Source organism: Pseudomonas sp. Root329, from assembly GCF_001424925.1.
GTDB lineage: Bacteria > Pseudomonadota > Gammaproteobacteria > Pseudomonadales > Pseudomonadaceae > Aquipseudomonas > Aquipseudomonas arabinosi.
This window is the reverse complement of sequence record NZ_LMCV01000010.1, coordinates 41355-58609: the sequence shown is the minus strand read 5'-3', so window position 1 is coordinate 58609 and position 17255 is coordinate 41355. Positions and strand designations below refer to the sequence as shown.

11 protein-coding genes are annotated in these 17255 nt (G+C 59.5%); 4 read left to right on the top strand and 7 right to left on the bottom strand.

Annotated features, from left to right (window positions below; translation table 11 throughout):
• Nucleotides 1-15: 15 nt before the first annotated feature.
• On the bottom strand, nucleotides 16-3624 hold the full coding sequence (locus ASC74_RS10790; RefSeq protein WP_056741372.1) for a Tc toxin subunit A: 3609 nt from the start codon (nucleotides 3622-3624) through the stop codon (nucleotides 16-18).
• Nucleotides 3625-3774: 150 nt separating this feature from the next.
• Nucleotides 3775-6864, bottom strand: coding sequence for a hypothetical protein (locus tag ASC74_RS10785; RefSeq protein WP_156400813.1), 3090 nt, complete (start codon nucleotides 6862-6864; stop codon nucleotides 3775-3777).
• Nucleotides 6865-7333: 469 nt separating this feature from the next.
• On the opposite strand from ASC74_RS10785, the gene ASC74_RS10780 reads away from it, so the two are divergent.
• On the top strand, nucleotides 7334-7705 hold the full coding sequence (locus ASC74_RS10780) for a DUF6124 family protein (RefSeq protein WP_056741370.1): 372 nt from the start codon (nucleotides 7334-7336) through the stop codon (nucleotides 7703-7705).
• A gap of 159 nt (nucleotides 7706-7864) precedes the next feature.
• Here ASC74_RS10780 and ASC74_RS10775 read toward each other — a convergent pair whose 3' ends face one another.
• Complete coding sequence (locus ASC74_RS10775; RefSeq protein ID WP_056741369.1) at nucleotides 7865-8224, bottom strand: PilZ domain-containing protein; 360 nt, start codon at nucleotides 8222-8224, stop codon at nucleotides 7865-7867.
• A gap of 253 nt (nucleotides 8225-8477) precedes the next feature.
• Nucleotides 8478-8864 (bottom strand): tetratricopeptide repeat protein, encoded by a 387-nt coding sequence (locus tag ASC74_RS10770; protein WP_056741368.1) that lies wholly within the window; start codon nucleotides 8862-8864, stop codon nucleotides 8478-8480.
• 157 nt (nucleotides 8865-9021) lie between these two features.
• Here ASC74_RS10770 and pyk point away from each other — a divergent pair, with 157 nt between their 5' ends.
• Both pyk and ASC74_RS10760 read left to right on the top strand, forming a co-directional pair.
• Complete coding sequence (pyk, locus tag ASC74_RS10765) at nucleotides 9022-10473, top strand: pyruvate kinase (protein WP_056741367.1); 1452 nt, start codon at nucleotides 9022-9024, stop codon at nucleotides 10471-10473.
• Between the two features lie 193 nt (nucleotides 10474-10666).
• A complete protein-coding gene (locus ASC74_RS10760) occupies nucleotides 10667-11995 on the top strand; it encodes a hypothetical protein (protein ID WP_056741366.1) in 1329 nt (442 codons plus the stop codon).
• Between the two features lie 246 nt (nucleotides 11996-12241).
• Here the strand turns inward: ASC74_RS10760 and ASC74_RS10755 are convergent, their stop codons facing one another.
• From ASC74_RS10755 to ASC74_RS10745, 3 genes are read right to left on the bottom strand one after another with little or no spacing between them, the layout of a single operon-like run.
• Nucleotides 12242-12991 (bottom strand): enoyl-CoA hydratase-related protein, encoded by a 750-nt coding sequence (locus ASC74_RS10755; protein WP_056741365.1) that lies wholly within the window; start codon nucleotides 12989-12991, stop codon nucleotides 12242-12244.
• Between the two features lie 28 nt (nucleotides 12992-13019).
• Nucleotides 13020-13955 (bottom strand): iron-sulfur-binding ferredoxin reductase, encoded by a 936-nt coding sequence (locus tag ASC74_RS10750; protein WP_056741364.1) that lies wholly within the window; start codon nucleotides 13953-13955, stop codon nucleotides 13020-13022.
• Nucleotides 13948-15054 carry a GGDEF domain-containing protein gene (locus ASC74_RS10745; RefSeq protein WP_056741363.1) on the bottom strand — a complete coding sequence of 369 codons (1107 nt, stop codon included), beginning with the start codon at nucleotides 15052-15054 and terminating at the stop codon, nucleotides 13948-13950. Before ASC74_RS10745 ends, ASC74_RS10750 begins: the two co-directional genes overlap by 8 nt.
• 469 nt (nucleotides 15055-15523) lie before the next feature.
• On the opposite strand from ASC74_RS10745, the gene ASC74_RS10740 reads away from it, so the two are divergent.
• Entirely contained in the window at nucleotides 15524-17047 is a 1524-nt protein-coding gene (locus ASC74_RS10740; protein ID WP_008156025.1) for a fumarate hydratase, read from the top strand.
• Nucleotides 17048-17255: the final 208 nt, after the last annotated feature.

Below are 17255 nucleotides of genomic sequence, written 5' to 3'. Positions count from 1 at the left end.
CCGTGACGTTGTGGGTCAGGCGGCTGGGAGGCCGGGCAAGAACGTGATGCGTTCGAAATCCAGCCCCGTGCTACTGCTGGTGCTTAACACCTTGAATATGAAGGACCCGCCGGTAGAGCTGGACACAAAGGCGCGGGCCAGGCCCTCTTGATTGGTGACGGCGCCGGCACGGATCACCGCCTCACCGCTGCTGCCTGCAGCGACCCGGGAGCTCCAATTCACCGGAGAGTCGATGCCCCGGTTGAAATAGTTGTCCTCCATCACCGCATAAAGCTCGACCTCAAAACCGGCCGGAACGTCGTAGGCCGGCACCTCGGAACTGAGCTCGGTACGGAATGCATAGGAATCAGCGTCGGCGATGACCGCCAGCTCAGGTGCTGGCAGTTTTTCCCCCAGATCCAGCCAGAACAGCGGTGTCTCTTCGCCCTGAATCCCCCCGGGAATAAAGTCCACATTCGCCACACCTTCCGGGGAGGTGGCGCTCTCTACGATCGTGCCCAAGGTGGTTTGCCAGTGCACGAAGACCCCGCTCATCGGTAAGTTCTGCATGTTGGTGACCGTGACCTTGTAGGTGACTTTTTCCTCCCGCTTGCCGGCAATCGCCTCGTTGTTGCCGAGCAACTCACAAGTGATTTTTACGGTCTGGGCAGGCTCGTCACTGGCCTGGGCCAGCACCGGCCCCGAGGTTTCGGACAGGCTCAGCAAGGCCTTCTCGGCGGCCACCTGATAAGCCGTTTTTTCTGCCAACGTGTTGGCGCTGGACGGTAGCCGGCCTATCAACAGCAGCGTGCGCGCATCCATGCCGCAGCGCGCCGACAGGGTGCGGATGCGTAGAAGAAGATCGAGCTGTTGCAGGGTTCTGATCAAGGGTTGGCTGATCGACTGGGCACACTCCAGCACGTCCTGAATACTCCAGCCGAAAAATACCGCCAGCCTGGCAGCGGCGGCCTGGGTGGCTAACGCCCAGGCATGCGCTGACAGCTTCGGAGGTGCTCCGGGCTCGATAATTTTGGGCAGTCGCGCCGCTTCGCGAAGGTAGTCCAGCAACTGGGCCTGGGGCCGTTCACTCAAGGTGAAGGCGTGAGCCAGGGTGGCCAGGTAGTAGAAGGTATTGAAGGACACCGCCAGCGGGTCCGGTTGGGTGATCCACTCGCGATTGCCGTAGTCGAGGTAGTCCTGCAGCACCTCGGCACTCAACTGCAGCTTCAAGACGATTTCACTGCGCCGGCGCACTTGCGCCAACTGCAACAGAAACGCATCGCCTTCGTAGACGCGCCCGGTACGGCCCATGGCGACCTCAAGCTCCGGCCGCGCCAGTACTTGCCGCAGAAATCTGTCCACCTGGCCGCTGGCCCACGTCAACACCGGGATCACCTGTTCCGAGGCCAGGCCGGTGTGCACTGCCAGGCATTCCTTGACCACCGACAGCTGCGCTGCCTTCGCCCGCAACAAGACGCCGAGCATGATCTCGACGATCGCGTCTCGCTCGGCTGCGTAGCGTTCGCCCAAGCCATCCGTGACCGCCCGAAGTAGTTCTTCACGGGCATGGCCCGGATAATCGGCCTCCAGCGGTTTAACAATCACCAACCCTTCGGCGTCGACCAGGATGCTCAGCAAATCCAACCAGCTAGCCCCGGCAGGCAGCGCGGGTACACCCGCCATCAGCAACTCAGTGCTGGTAAACAATGCGCCGGACAGCAGATTGCGAACCTGCTCGAACAACTGCAATTCAGCGACGGTTTCTTTCTGCGACTCGGCCGGCTCGCTCACTTGCTGCACCAGCCAGCGCACCTCGATGTCGTGTTCGCGGCACCAGCTCACGCAGGTGTGCAATCCCTCGATAACCACCAGCACATTGGCATGGGTCGCCGTGTGTGCCTGGATTTTCGGCACACCGGCCAACGCCCTGACCCAGCTCTCGCCGCCCAGCACGGTTAACAGCAACACCCCTTCGATCGGGGTGATGCCCAACAGCCGGGACAGTCGCACCAGACGATAGAAACCCGACACCACGGCCACGGATCGCGGCAGTTTGTTAGCCGTACCGCTGGAGGCCATGTACACAGCCTGGGTCAGGAAGCTATAGGTCAGCAGATCGATACCCAGGCCACCGCACAGTCGATTGACCGTCAGCTCCGATGTGCCCGCCGCCGGCAGGAGGTCGAAAAGACCGTTATCCAGCTTCAGCGGATCCCGATAGCCACCTTGTGCATTGAACACCCGATCAAACAGCGAGGGGCTATCGCCGCGCCCGTAGAACGACACTTCATGGATAAACGCGGCAAACTCCTCGGCGGTGCAGCCGTAACGCTCGCGCAAGGTTTGAAACAGGCCGAGGGCCTGCACGCCACCGTCGGTAATCGCGTACGTCGTATTGGCCGGCAGCTCGGCCTTGATCGCCGCCGCGAGCAGTGCATCTGTCTGCTCGGGGGGTAACCCCAGCCATTGGTCAAGACGCAGCTTGCGGTTCATGCGATCGATCGGGCCTACAGGGGCGTTTTTCAGACGATGCACCGTTGTCGCAAACTCGATATCCACCGGCGTGGCGTCACTGGCAGTGGCATTGATGTAGACCGAGCCCGGCCAGATGTTTGGCGTCCCGGTGACGGGAGGTACATTGTCCGAACGCACCGGGGCGAAACCGCGTATCGACAGCAGTGCTTCGAGTTGCCGGGAATCGAGTTTGGTGCGCTCGCAGAAGACCGGCACGTCTCTGTACCCATCTGTTCCCGTGGTATCGAGAATGCCGAAATGCCGCTGATAAAACGCGAGCACTTCGGTAGCGGCCGCTTCGGTCAGTATCAAGCGCTGATAAGGCCCCAGCCGCGAAGCCAGCAACCGGGCCCGTGCCGCATCGACGTTCAGAACGTCAGGGCGCAGGAAATACGGAAACGCCAGGTCCACCCGGTTCGCGATGTCACCGACCGTCATGCCGTTGTGCCGCGCCACATAATCCAGGCTGACCCAATGCTGGAAGTACGGCAGCCCATTGGGGTAGCGGGCCGTCAGCAAGGCTTCTTCCACGTTAAGTGTTTCCGCGCCGTGGCTGGTGATAAAGGTTTCCAGCACCGGAACGATGATGTCCACGGCCGACACCGCTTGGTACACCGCATTGAAGTCGATGGACAACGCTTTGAGGTCAGTACGTCGACTGTCCAGCGTCAACTTGGATCCCGTGCCTTGCTGCTCGATCTTGTCTCTGATCCACACCAGCAAATCGATCAGGTAAGCCACCGGTGAGTAGCAGGATTCCAGGGCATCCGGCGGGCTCAACGCATCGAAATCAACGTTGAACAAACGCTGGAAACTCGGCCCTTCCACCATCGACAACAACCCGCTTTGCGGCCCCGGCGCCGTTGCCGGGTCGCGGAACAAGGTGTGTTCGATAAATTGCCGGCGCACGTAGATCGCCAGCGCATTGGCCTGCTCCAGGAAGGCTTTGGCATCGTCCTCGGTCAGTTCATAGGTTTGCATCAACCCGCGAACCCCTTGCTCCACCAGCGGGAAAATCGACTTACCTTCGCGTAGGTAGGTCGCCAGGCCGGCGTACCCCTCTCGTTGCGACGGCTGACTGAAGGCCTGCTCAAACAATTGCAGCGCCGGACGACTTGGGGATGTGGCCATGCTCAAACTCCATGTACAGATAGCGGTAGGCATCGAACAACCCGGACAGAGGTTGGACTGAATGGCTTGTGCGGGATATTTGGCGGCAACGACTGGCTGGCGTCTACTGTCAGAACTGACAGTAGACGCTACCTTTCGTCGGCATAGGCCTTAGTACCGAGAACTACCCGGCGGGGAAGGCACCACCTCGAAACGGCGGCTGTCGGCCCAGTCGGAATGAATGGCGCTGCCACCACTGCCTATGACCTGCCTGAACCGAACCCAGTAACCGCCCTGCGGCAGCCGTATCGTGGCGTCGATTTGCCAACCGTTGGCGGTCACCGGAATGTCCCGCGCCACCACCCGCTCCGGGTTGAACCAGCTCACCAGCTCGCCGACGCCTGGCTGGCCCTTGCCAGCGAATGCAACAGGGTCGGTGACCCATCGGCTCGGCGCCGGCACATCGATACTGGGCAGGTATGGCCCCACTCGCACCTTGCGTGGCAATGACGCGTCGGAATGAAATTCGCCGCTCGACGCAATGGCAATCAAGTCATGGTCGCCCGCGGCGACCACCAGTTCGACCGCCACTGACCAGGTGCGATCAGCGAGCACCGGTGCACGCCCCAGCGCCGTTTGCGGTGCCGTGCTCAGGGCCACCGCCACCGTATCGCCGGGGTGGCCGAAGCCCGACACCATGACCCCGCGCCCGACTGGCACGGCGTCGACCGGGGTTTCGATGGTCGGCGCCAGCGGCACCACGCGAAAGGCCTGTGCGGGGGTGTCTTTCGACGGCAGGCCCTGGAAGGTCTGTCGCGCCCGCAGGCTGTGCCGCCCGATCTCCAGCGTTATCACCTCGCTTTGCCAGAGGCCATCGATATCGACCCTGATTCCCGTGAGGATCGGTTCGGCAACGCCTTGCAACCACACATCGACCGTGGCGCGTGGCAGGCCCTTGCCCGAAATCCTGGCGATGCGTGGCAATGTGCCGTCCGGGGCGGGGACCTCGATCTCGGGCGGCAGGACCACCACCTTGAACGAACGCACGGCACTGCGCTCGGACGTTCGCTCGCCCATGAGTTGCAGCGCGTACAAGGTGAAGTCGCGAAACGCCAGATTATTGAGTTGCACCTCCCAATCGCCATCCGCGATCAGGCTGTCACTCGCGCCCACCAACCCGCTGAACTGTGCATCGTGCAACTCGATTTTCCCGCCGGCGATCCCCCCGCGGCCCTTGACGAGCAGGTTGGGCCCCACTTCCGAGCCCGCGGCCGGCGCAGTGAACACCGGTTGGGGAATGAACCGCTCGAGCGAGAAGGCTCGGGTGGCAGCGGGCGAATCCTGCCCGGCCGCATACTGGGTGACGGTCACCGTGTGGGTGATGTCCGCGGCAAAGGGTGTACCGCGCCTGAAGGTCCATTGGTTGCCGCTGACGGTCGCAGGAAAGTCCAGCGAAGTATCACTGAAGCGCAGCTTGACCTCTGCTCCGCCCCAGCAGGTGCCCTTGAAGGTGGGTGAGTATTGGCCGTCGTCGATCCCGGTGATATCGGTGATGTCCGGCGCCAGCGGCGCGATGCTCACCTCAATCTCCACCCAACCCTCTGAGGTTTGCCCGCCCAGCTCTTGCCGCAGTTGAACCCTGCGCTTCCAGGTCGGGCCCCACACTTCAGACGCCGTACTGGACCAGCGCCCACCGCTCACCCGTGCATCCGGCGCAACTTTGCTGCCGCCCTGATTGAACAGCACCACCGTGGCGCCGGTGTAGCCAGTGCCGGAGAACACCGGTGTGTAATCGCCGGTATGACTCACCGTGGGCGCCGGCAACACCAGGGTGTAGCTGAAGGTATATTCCGTGGAAACAATCCAGCCACCGTTTTCATCGGACACTTTTTGCGTGGCCTTGAAACTGTATTGGCCCGGCGGCCAATTGGTGGAGTCCACTTGCCAGGTGCCAGCATCGCTGACCTTGACCGGCGGCACAGCCTGCGAGCCCGGCCCGCTGACCTTGGTCACGTCGACGGTGGCGTCTGCGTAGCCCGTGCCCGAGAACCTCAGGGCAGCATTGGCCAGCGGCGTGACCGTGACCGAGGTCAGTTTGGGTGGTAGGACTTTGAAGGTGCGGAGGGTGCCGCGTGGTGACTGTTTCCCACTATGGTTTTGTAACGCAACCAGAGATTGGCTCCCCGGGTCCACAGTCACCTGAGCGGTCCAGTTCGCACTCGTCAACACGCCGCTTTCACCGAACTTCGTAGTTCCCAAACCCTTGAATATCTCGACCTTGGCGCCGATAAGCCCCTGGTTACCGGAAAGGGTGAACGTCTGGTTCTGTTGACTACCGGAAGCAGGGGCAGTGATGACTGGAATGCCCAGGACACGAAAGGTCAGCGGGTCAGAATGATAGTATTTGTTTTCAAAAAGATACCGGGAGCGCACAGTCATAACACCACTAGGCAGACGCAGCGTTTCTTTGGCAGCAGCTTCCCAGAGTCTGGTGTTTAGATCCGGATTCGCAACAACGCTCACTACTTCGTTAAGGTTTTCCTGATTCACCACTGTGACGGGATTCGCGAGAAGGTCTGCCCGGCCCTTGAAAACGATCTTATCGCTGAGCACAACTTCACTCGGTGCAGGTGAAGTGAATACAAGACCCGAAAACAATAGAAGAACCGTCTCAGAGTAAACAGGCGGGTAAGCGCCGAAAGACATCTGCGCAACAATCCTGTGGCCCACGTTTTGGGCCAGATATTGGTTCAGCTCGACTTCCCAGGTACCCGAGTTAGAAACAGCAACATAATCGCTCAAGAAAACGTTTCGGTTGTCGTCTCGGACGATTCTGATCCTTGCGCCTGGCGCGCCCTCTCCTTTGACCAGGACAGGGTTCCACACCGGCGGACCCAACGGTGCAGTGATGCGTACAGGCGCTCCGGCCCAACACTCCCTCCGTATAGGCTCAAGGGGGTAAGCCCCCCTGAAACCTTCAAACAACAATGGCGTCGCATGGGTGTAATCCAGACTCCCGGCAGAAGGAAAGTCGAATTGCACACCGGCTAACTTAAGCTGCCCATCCATCTTGGCAACTTCTGAGCCAGCGGCCTTCAGAGACAGCCACACTTTATCCGGCAGTATCCCGTTTAAACTCAAGACAAAATGGGGGTTACGACCAGTAAACGACATACTTTGGGGACTATGTAGCTCCATGCCAGGAGACAAAATCGCGTTGTCCTCTTCGGAAGTCATTTCAGTGCGCTCTTCGTCGGTCATGAGGGCATTACCTACATAGTCTGGTAAGGAGAGTTGATTTCTTGACTCCTGTTCTACAACGCCTCCAACAAACCGCCTACCTGTAAAAACTGACAGTGCCGACGAACGGTCACCCTATACCCCATCACTTTTCCTAATGTTTTCAACGCCTCAGTCCGCGGCTACAGCTCCTTGCGCCATTGCCTACAGATCCGCCAGAATCGGCCGGCTTGTGCGCCTTGGTGTTGCCCCGTAACTTGATCCGCGTCGCTGCCAATCAGCGATCGGGTTTAGTCGCCCGGAAGTAGAAATGATGTGCATAAGCGTCATCCAGTCGGGTATTCCCTATCCCCGCACTCGATGGTGGCTGTGCGCAGGGCGCCCTCGGGCGCGCCGGGATTCATTTCTCCACCGGTCGACTAACCTGCGTACAGCCGCCACCCTTCGTTTAGTCGCGAGCCGGTGGTAGCCCCATACCGGAGAAATGACTATGTTCAAAGCAACACCTAATCCCCCCGAAACCGACCCGGTTTCCCCCTACGCCACCCTCGATTCAAAAAAGCTCCACGCTGCCGCCGACAAGGCGCTGGATCACTACCTCAAACCCGACCCCACCTCCCTCCGCTCTTCCCAGGACCGCGCCATGAAAATGTTCACCGTTGTCCCCGACGCCAATCCCGAAGCCTTGACCATCGAAACCTACGAAACCTTTTCGACGGTCAGCATTCTGCTGCTGGACCTGGCCGAAAGCCTGGACGACAAGCCGCGACATCTGGCGATGGCGATTTATCAGTTGAGTGAGTTGGGGCTGATGCTGGTAGAGAGGTCGCTGGCGAACGAGATGGCGATCAAAACGACGTAACGACAAATTCCTGTAGCAGCTGGCGCAGCCTGCGTTCGGCTGCGAAGCAGTCGTAAACCCTGAGTGCGCGGTGAATCTGGTGTACCGCATAGTCTGACTTCACGACTGCTGCGCAGCCGAACGCAGCCTTCGGCAGCTGCTACAGGTTGTGGAGTGTTGTCAGGCAGAAGCAGGCAACGGCTGAAAACTGAAGTACTGCTTCAACGCGCTGACCAATTGCCCATATTCCGGCGGTGCCCGTTGCAGGCTGAACCCGGCGTCATAGTGGTGAGGGGTCGTGTCTTCATGGCACCACAAACAACACGCCTGAAGATCAATGACCTGCAGGCAGCCATCGCTGGCGGGGATTTTCAGGCGCAAATCGAAATCGGCGCCGATCATCATCGGCAACTGGCTGATCAGCATCAGCCCGTCTTCGGATACGTTGCCCAGAAAGCCGATGGGTTTGTCGGTGACGCTGTTGAACACTCTTAGAAAATACGGCAGTTGATGCCGCTCGATCCGGCGGTCAGTAAACATGTGCAAATGGCCCAGCAAGGCTCTTAAGCAGAGCCGCACTAATGCTTCGGAACGGGCCTGCTTCTATTTCTGCTTCTATTTCTTACAGAAAGGCATAGACATAGGCGCGCTCTCCCTGATCCCGGTGCGACAGTCTATAAAGCCGCTGCCGCTTACTCCTGCCGATCACAGGTGTTGCGTCGATTAGAGGCAAGGCTCTAAACCGATCTATTCGACTATAGCTCACCACCGCCGGTGAGCCAGCCTTTGACCTTTAGAACTGCGTCGGGCGCACGACCGCAGCCGTACTGCGCAGCGGATAGTGGCCCAGCGACTGCAAGGTTTCCAGGCGGGCGCGGGCGCGGTAGGCGTATTCACTTTGCGGGTACGAGGCGATGATGAACTGGTAGGTTTGCGCCGCATCGACAAACAGTTTCTGCCGTTCCAGGCACAACCCGCGCATCATCGATGCTTCCGGCCACACGTAAGGCCGAGCTCGGCTGGCGCGTTCGACTTTGGACAGTTCGAGCATCACCTGCTCGCAATTGCCACGGTCGTAGGCGCTGTAGGCATTATTCAAATGATGGTTCATCGACCAACGGGTGCAGCCCGTGACGCTGAGGACACTGATGGCAAGGGCGGCAATGAGCACGAATCGCATGGGGGTTCTCCTGTCTTGAGCTCTGTATCGACCCGTGGCGCGAAATCTTCAGGAATGTTCGTTTCAATAAACAAACGAATAAGTAGTGCATATGAACAATGACTACAACCGGAGACCATAGTAGCCTCACTCAGCGCTTGAACTCAGGAGTCTATGCATGTCCGTCCGTCGCACCAAAATCGTCGCTACCCTTGGCCCGGCCAGTAACTCGCCGGAAGTTCTCGAACAGCTGATTCTGGCTGGCCTGGACGTCGCCCGCCTGAACTTCTCCCACGGCACCCCCGACGAGCACAAGGCTCGCGCGAAGCTGGTGCGTGACCTCGCTGCCAAGCACGGACGCTTCGTCGCCCTGCTGGGTGACCTGCAAGGCCCGAAAATCCGTATCGCCAAATTCGCCAACAAGAAGATCGAGCTGAAGATCGGTGATCAATTCACCTTCTCCACCAGCCATCCTCTGACCGAAGGCACCCAGACCATCGTCGGTATCGACTACCCGGACCTGGTCAAGGACTGCGGCGTAGGCGACGAGCTGCTGCTCGACGACGGCCGCGTGGTGATGCGCGTTGATACCGCCAATGCCACCGAGCTGAATTGCACCGTACTGATCGGCGGCCCGCTGTCCGACCATAAAGGCATCAACCGTCGCGGTGGCGGTCTGACCGCACCGGCCCTGACTGAAAAAGACAAGGCCGACATCAAACTCGCTGCGGAAATGGAAGTCGACTACCTCGCCGTGTCCTTCCCGCGTGACGCTGCCGACATGGAATACGCCCGTCAACTGCGCGACGAAGCCGGCGGTACCGCCTGGCTGGTGGCGAAGATCGAACGCGCCGAAGCCGTGGCCGACGACGAAACCCTCGACGCGCTGATCAATGCATCCGACGCCGTCATGGTGGCTCGTGGTGACCTGGGTGTGGAAATCGGCGACGCCGAGCTGGTGGGCATTCAGAAGAAAATCATTCTGCACGCACGCCGCCACAACAAGGCTGTGATCGTGGCGACCCAGATGATGGAGTCGATGATCCAGAACCCGATGCCGACCCGCGCCGAAGTGTCCGACGTGGCCAACGCCGTGCTCGACTACACCGACGCCGTGATGCTCTCGGCTGAAAGTGCTGCCGGTCTGTACCCGCTGGAAGCGGTGCAAGCCATGGCGCGCATCTGCATCGGCGCTGAAAAGCACCCGACCAGCAAGACTTCCAGCCACCGCATCGGCAAGGTCTTCGAAAGCTGCGACCAGAGCATCGCGTTGGCGGCCATGTACACCGCCAACCACTTCCCGGGCGTGAAAGCGATCATCGCCCTGACCGAAAGTGGCTACACGCCGTTGATCATGTCGCGCATCCGTTCCTCGATACCGATCTACGCGTTCTCCCCGCACCGCGAAACCCAGGCCCGCGCGGCCATGTTCCGTGGCGTCTACACCGTACCGTTCGACCCGGCATCGCTGCCGCCTGAGCAAGTCAGCCAGGCCGCGATCGACGAGTTGCTCAAGCGTGGTGTCGTGGAGAAAGGCGACTGGGTCATCCTGACCAAGGGCGACAGCTACCACACCATCGGCGGCACCAACGGGATGAAAATCCTGCACGTTGGCGACAAGATGGTCTGATTGCCAGACCGCTGAAAAACAAAAGCCCCGCCATGTGAATGGCGGGGCTTTTTGCTTTACCTGGATTCACGTTCTCAGTGATAGCCATAGGCCAACTGTCAACTATGACAGTATCCATTTCCTCTCCAACCCGTTTTAGTCATTGGCATCTGCAATCCATGCAGACGTTTGATCACATGCCACGGAGAGTCAAATGTCCACTTCAACCCCAGTCCACTTAGCAAATATGCCCGGCCAAATCGACTTTGCTTTTGGGAAAGACGGCGTTGTACGAATCAACGTACCTGGAGCATTGAGATCACGCGTTGTCTCGGTGATCAACGGCCCTGACGACACACTGTATGTGTGTGGGTCCGCGGACTTCGCGTCTGGCACTTCACAGTTTTTCATCACCGAGTTGAACTCGGCAGGCGACGTCATCAGCGGTTTTGGCGACAACGGTTATGTCATCAATGTGTTCAAGACAAACAGCGCTTCGCACGCGCGTCAGCTAGTCCTGACAGGTAACAAATTGCTGCTGATCGGAACAGTATCTGGCGGTCCCCAACCGGCGTTGGCCCGGTTTGACTTACAGGGAAACTTTGACCCCGCGTTTGGAGAAAATGGAAGCGGCAAAATTGTCATCAGCCTCCCCGCTCCCCCAGGCGCATTATCCGACCAGAATAGCCCGGACGCTTTTCAAGCAGACTCAACGAGCAGCAGTGGCACGCTCGAAGGGGCGGCGAATATCCTTGATGACGGGAAAATCCTGCTTACTCACTACTTTGTCACAGACCGGCCAACCTATGGCCTGATCATCCGCACGCATGCCAATGGCTCGCTAGACACTGACTTCGCTAATGCTGGGTATCTCGCTGTCATCGTTCCTGGGTATGAAAAAGACCAGACACAAATTCAAAGTGTCACCGTCGATTCAGAAGGTCGATACGTTGCCTGCGGCAGCGTCCACCGCGTCGGATTAAATAGAGTCGACACCTTCTTTGCTCGCTACAGTCCTGAGGGCCAATCCGATACATCGTTCGCAAAGGAGGGATTCGAGATTATCGAGAGCCATATCGAACTTCCTGGTGGAGCACGAGCCGTGGCAATTATCCCGATAGAGCGGGGACGTATTTTAAGCGTCGGCGGCTCCAATCGAGCCCCCTACTTGGGCCAATTACTGATGCTGGAAGAAAACGGCCAGATGAGTCCTGACTTCAATGGCGGTGAACCGCTCAACACGCAATTGGGTCAGAGCAGTACGCTCTGGAAAGCGTCCACGCGTCATACCAACGAAAAACTCGTCGTTGCCGGGGCCATAGACAAGCAAATGGACTCGGGAAATTTCGATGTCGTCGTCGCCCGTTTTGATAAAACGGGAAAACTGGATACAGAGTTCAATAATGGACTCGGCTGGACGCGAACACGCTTAGGTAGCAAAACCGCCAGGGCTACTACGGTGCTCTTGCAAGAAGGCAAAATTGTCGTTGGTGGAGTGTCAGACGACGTGGCCAGTGGCGTTGTAATGCGGTATCACGGCTAATGCCTCCACTTCCAACGGCATGAAAATCCTGCACGTTGGCGACCCAATGGTCTGATTGACCGGTTGCTGAAAAACAAAAGCCCCGCCATGTGAATGGCGGGGCTTTTGGCTTTCTGATCCAGGAAAAATGTTGTTTGGGCGGGCCCCTTCGCGAGCAGGCTCGCTCCCACAGGGATTTTGTGAACGCCACAGATCCAATGTGGGAGCGAGCCTGCTCGCGAAGAGGCCCGCCCAGTCACCGCAGAGTCAATGCCGTTTGATGAACCCGGTCAACGCAGCAATCGCTTCCGGCGAGCGCAACCGTTGGGTGAACTGTGCGCTCTCTTCTTCTATTGCCTTACGCAGTTGTTCGCGGTCCGGGGCTTTCATCAATTGCTTGCTGATACGCACCGCTTCCGGTGGCAGCGACTCGAAACGCAACGCCATCTCCCGCGCCTTGGCCAGCGCCTCTTCGCCACTGCCCAAGGCTTCGGTCGCAATCCCCCACTGCGCGGCCTGCTCACCACTGAAACCTTCGCCAAGCAGCAACAACTCGGCGGCTTTGGCCTGCCCGAGCAGTCGCGGCAGGATCAGGCTGGAACCAAACTCCGGGCATAACCCAAGATTAACGAACGGCATGCGAAGGCGCGCATCGCGACTGATATACACCAGATCGCAATGCAGCAGCATCGTCGCGCCAATACCTACCGCAGCACCGGCCACGGCGGCGATCACCGGTTTGCGGCATTCGAGCAGGGTGAGCATGAACTGAAACACCGGGCTGTCGAGGTTGCTCGGTGGTTGCTGGATGAAGTCGGCGATGTCGTTGCCAGCGGTGAAGCACTCGGCGCTGCCAGTGATCAGCACGGCGTTGATTTCAGGGTCGGTATCGGCCAGTTTCAACGCTTCAGCCAAGTGGCTGTACATAGCGCGGGTCAGGGCGTTTTTCTTGTCAGGGCGGTTGAGGCGCAGGGTCAGCAGGCCGCGCTCACGTACAAATTGGATGGCATCGCTCATGGTCGGTCTCGCGTCTGAAAATCAGCGCTCAACCGCGGAGAACAAAGACGTCCGCCAGCAGTTGATTGCGCGGCAATCCCGCCAGATACAAGCGCCGGGCAAAGGCGTCGACGCTGTCAGGGGCCCCGCAGAGTAAGGCCAGGGTTTGCCGTGAAACAAGCCGCAGTTGCGCCAAAGCCGCGGGCAACTCGGCCGCTGTCCACAGTTCAATGCTCAGGTTCGGGCGGCTGGCGGCCATGGCTTGCAGGGGTTTGCCCAGGTAATGCGCCTCGGCATCATGGGCCAGGTGAATGACGCGAATGGCACCTTGGTGATCTTGTCGTAGCGCTTCACGCAAGATGCCGAATAAAGGTCCCAAACCCGTGCCGGCAGCCATCAGCCAAAGCGGTCGGGTGTTCCAGTCCGGGTCGTAATGCAATGCCCCGCCGCGTAACTCGCCGAGGCGGATCGAATCGCCGATTTTCAGCTGGCGGGCCGCGTCGCTGAATTCCCCCGGCTGGCGACAATCAAGATGGAACTCCAGAAAGCGGTCTTCTTCCGGCAGGCTGGCCAATGAATACGGCCGTGCCACGTTGCCCGCCCACAACACCAGATGCTGCCCGGCGCTGTAGCGCAAAGGGCTTTGAGGGGTCAGGCGCAAACGCAACACGCTGGCGCTTAACCAATCGACAGCCGCCACCTCGGCCGGGCGGCCATCCTGCTGAGGATCGAAGGTGTGCACCTGCAAGTCCTCGACCACCTGACACTGACACGCAAGGCGCCAACCTTGCTGACGCTGGTCTGCGCTCAGGGCGTCGGGTCGGCTGTCACTCGGCAGCCCTTGGACACATTGCACCAGACACGCATGGCAACTGCCGGCGCGACAGCTGTAGGGCACCGATACGCCGTTCTGATTCAACGCATCGAGCAGGTTGCTGCCCGCCGCCACCGACCATTGGCGTTCGCCGACCCGTATCTCAGGCATCGACGTTCTCCCACGCGGCCGCGCAACGATTGCGGCCGTCACGCTTGGCGCGATAAAGCGCCTGATCGGCGCGCTGCAAGGCTTCATCGAGATCGTCGCCCAGTTCGAGCAACGTCATGCCCGCCGACAAGCTGAGATGGGCGACGTTGAGTCCGATCAGTTCTACATCGGTGAACGCAATGCGCAGCCGCTCGCAACAGGAGGTCAAGCGCTCGGGGTTGCAATCGGGCAACAGCACGACGAATTCTTCGCCACCGTAACGGGCCAGGACATCGCCATCGCGCAAGCAGGCGGTGGCCACGGCGGCAAAGGCTTGCAGCACCTGATCACCGGCGGCATGGCCGTGCACATCGTTGATCCGTTTGAAATGGTCGAGGTCGATCAGCGCCAGGCCATGCAGGACACCGGCGTCCATGGCCTTCAGCTCACGGGAGGCCAGGCGCAGGAAATGCCGGCGATTAAACAGCCCGGTCAGTTCGTCGGTGGCCACCAGGTCTTCGAGCTGGCGCATCATCCCGCGCAGGGTGTCCTGATGCGCCTGCAAGGCAAATCGGCGCTGACGCATGCGTAGACGGGAGGCCTGGACGTGACGGGCATAAAGTTCCAGCCAGACCAACACGATGAGCAGCACGCACACCTGCAACGCGGCCAGTGCCGGGTCGGGTAACTGGAAGTGGTAGCCCTCCCACAGCGTGATCGCGCTGAAACTGAAAAACACCAACAGCGCGCACCGCAAAAAGGCAAAGCGCGAAAGATGGAACAACCCGAACAGCAGAATCAGCACGTAGAACACCAGGAACGCGCCGCGTGCCTCGTCCAGATGGGCGATCAGCCAGGTTTGCCAACCCAGCCCCAGCAACACTTGTGCTTCGGTCAGGCTGGGGTCGGAAAAACGCAGGTTGCAGCCGCTGTAAAACAGCGCAAACAACGCGGCCTGACTGATGACCACCAGCGCACTGCCGACGGCCACGTTGGACAGGGATTCATCGTAATGACCGGTGAAAAACGCCAGCCACAACAGCAACAAAGCCAGGGCGTAGGTGCCGGCTGCGAGGGCAAAGCGTTTGAGCAACAAGCGCTGGATGGCGTTATGGGTCAATCGTTGACTCACCGTGCGAAGGGAGGCTGCTTGAGTGTCCTACTCTACAGACCGAATGCCACTTTAGTAGCGTGCCTGATAAATGACCATTCAATTTTAAGGGCGGAAAACTGGCGTCAATGCCATGACCTTCGACTTTCCGCAAATTTGCACACAAACCTTTGTGGGAGCGGGCTTGCTCGCGAAGGCGGCGTGTCAATCACATCAATGCTGGATGTGCCGACGTCTTCGCGAGCAAGCCCGCTCCCACCAAAAGCCCTGCCGCAGGTTTATTTGCATCTCCTGCCTATGCGACCAACGATTGACTACCGGCGGGTGTGCCCGGAACCGAGGCGCGTTATACTGCCGCGCCTTTTTAGCGTCGCGCCAGCAGCCCCGGCGTGCCTTGTAAAGGTGCTTGCAACCGACCGATGCACCCAAGCTGCAAGCACCTTATTGAATGTTCCCGTCTTTTAGAGGAGCGCGACTCATGACCGTGATCAAGCAAGACGACCTGATACAGAGCGTTGCCGACGCCCTGCAGTTCATTTCCTATTACCACCCCGTTGACTTCATCCAGGCGATGCACGAAGCCTACCTGCGCGAAGAATCGCCAGCGGCCCGTGACTCCATGGCGCAAATCCTGATCAACTCGCGGATGTGCGCCACCGGCCACCGCCCGATCTGCCAGGACACCGGCATCGTTACCGTCTTCGTTCGCGTGGGCATGGACGTACGTTGGGATGGTGCCACCATGGGCCTGGACGACATGATCAACGAAGGCGTGCGCCGGGCTTACAACCTGCCGGAGAACGTCCTGCGTGCCTCGATCCTCGCCGACCCGGCGGGCGCTCGTAAAAACACCAAGGACAACACCCCGGCCGTTATCCACTACTCCATCGTTCCGGGTAACACCGTGGAAGTGGACGTGGCGGCCAAGGGCGGCGGTTCCGAGAACAAGTCGAAAATGGCCATGCTCAACCCATCCGACTCGATCGTCGACTGGGTGCTGAAAACCGTTCCGGAAATGGGCGCTGGCTGGTGCCCACCGGGCATGCTCGGCATCGGCATCGGCGGCACCGCCGAGAAAGCCGCCGTCATGGCCAAGGAAGTGTTGATGGAATCCATCGACATTCACGAGCTGAAAAAGCGCGGCCCGTCCAACCGTATCGAAGAGATGCGCCTGGAGCTGTTCGAGAAGGTCAACCAACTGGGCATCGGCGCCCAGGGCCTGGGTGGCCTGACCACCGTGCTCGACGTGAAGATCATGGATTACCCGACCCACGCCGCTTCGTTGCCGGTGTGCATGATCCCCAACTGCGCCGCCACCCGTCACGCGCACTTCGTGCTCGACGGTTCCGGTCCGGCCTCGCTGGAAGCGCCACCGCTGGACGCCTACCCGGAAATCGTCTGGGAAGCCGGCCCATCGGCCCGTCGCGTCAACCTCGACACCCTGACCCCGGAAGACGTGCAGAGCTGGAAGCCGGGCGAAACCGTCCTGCTCAACGGCAAGATGCTCACCGGTCGCGACGCCGCGCACAAGCGCATGGTCGAGATGCTGAACAAGGGTGAAACCCTGCCGGTGGACCTGAAAGGTCGCTTCATCTACTACGTCGGCCCGGTTGATCCGGTACGCGAAGAAGTCGTTGGCCCTGCCGGTCCGACCACCGCGACGCGGATGGACAAGTTCACCCGTCAGATCCTCGAGCAAACCGGCCTGTTGGGCATGATCGGCAAATCCGAGCGCGGCCCGACCGCGATCGAAGCGATCAAGGACCACAAAGCCGTTTACCTGATGGCAGTCGGCGGCGCGGCTTACCTGGTGGCACAAGCCATCAAGAAATCCCGCGTGGTGGCTTTCGCCGAACTGGGCATGGAAGCGATCTACGAGTTCGACGTGAAAGACATGCCGGTTACCGTTGCGGTTGATAGCAAGGGTGAGTCGGTTCACATCACCGGTCCTGCCATCTGGCAGAAAAAGATCAGTGAAAGCCTGGCGGTGGAAGTGCAGTAAGCGCTTTAGCTTGCCAATACGGCTGGGTCGTTTTTTAGATGACCCGGCCGTTTTTTTGCGTACCACATTTACTATTCGCTATAAAGCGCAGCGATTTTCACAATATAAGGTCTAAAAAAACCCGCCTTACCTGTCATATCTGACAGGTCACACCTTCCCCTGATTTTGTTAGCGTCGCTCTATCCGCGACACCGTTGCTACGGGAGAG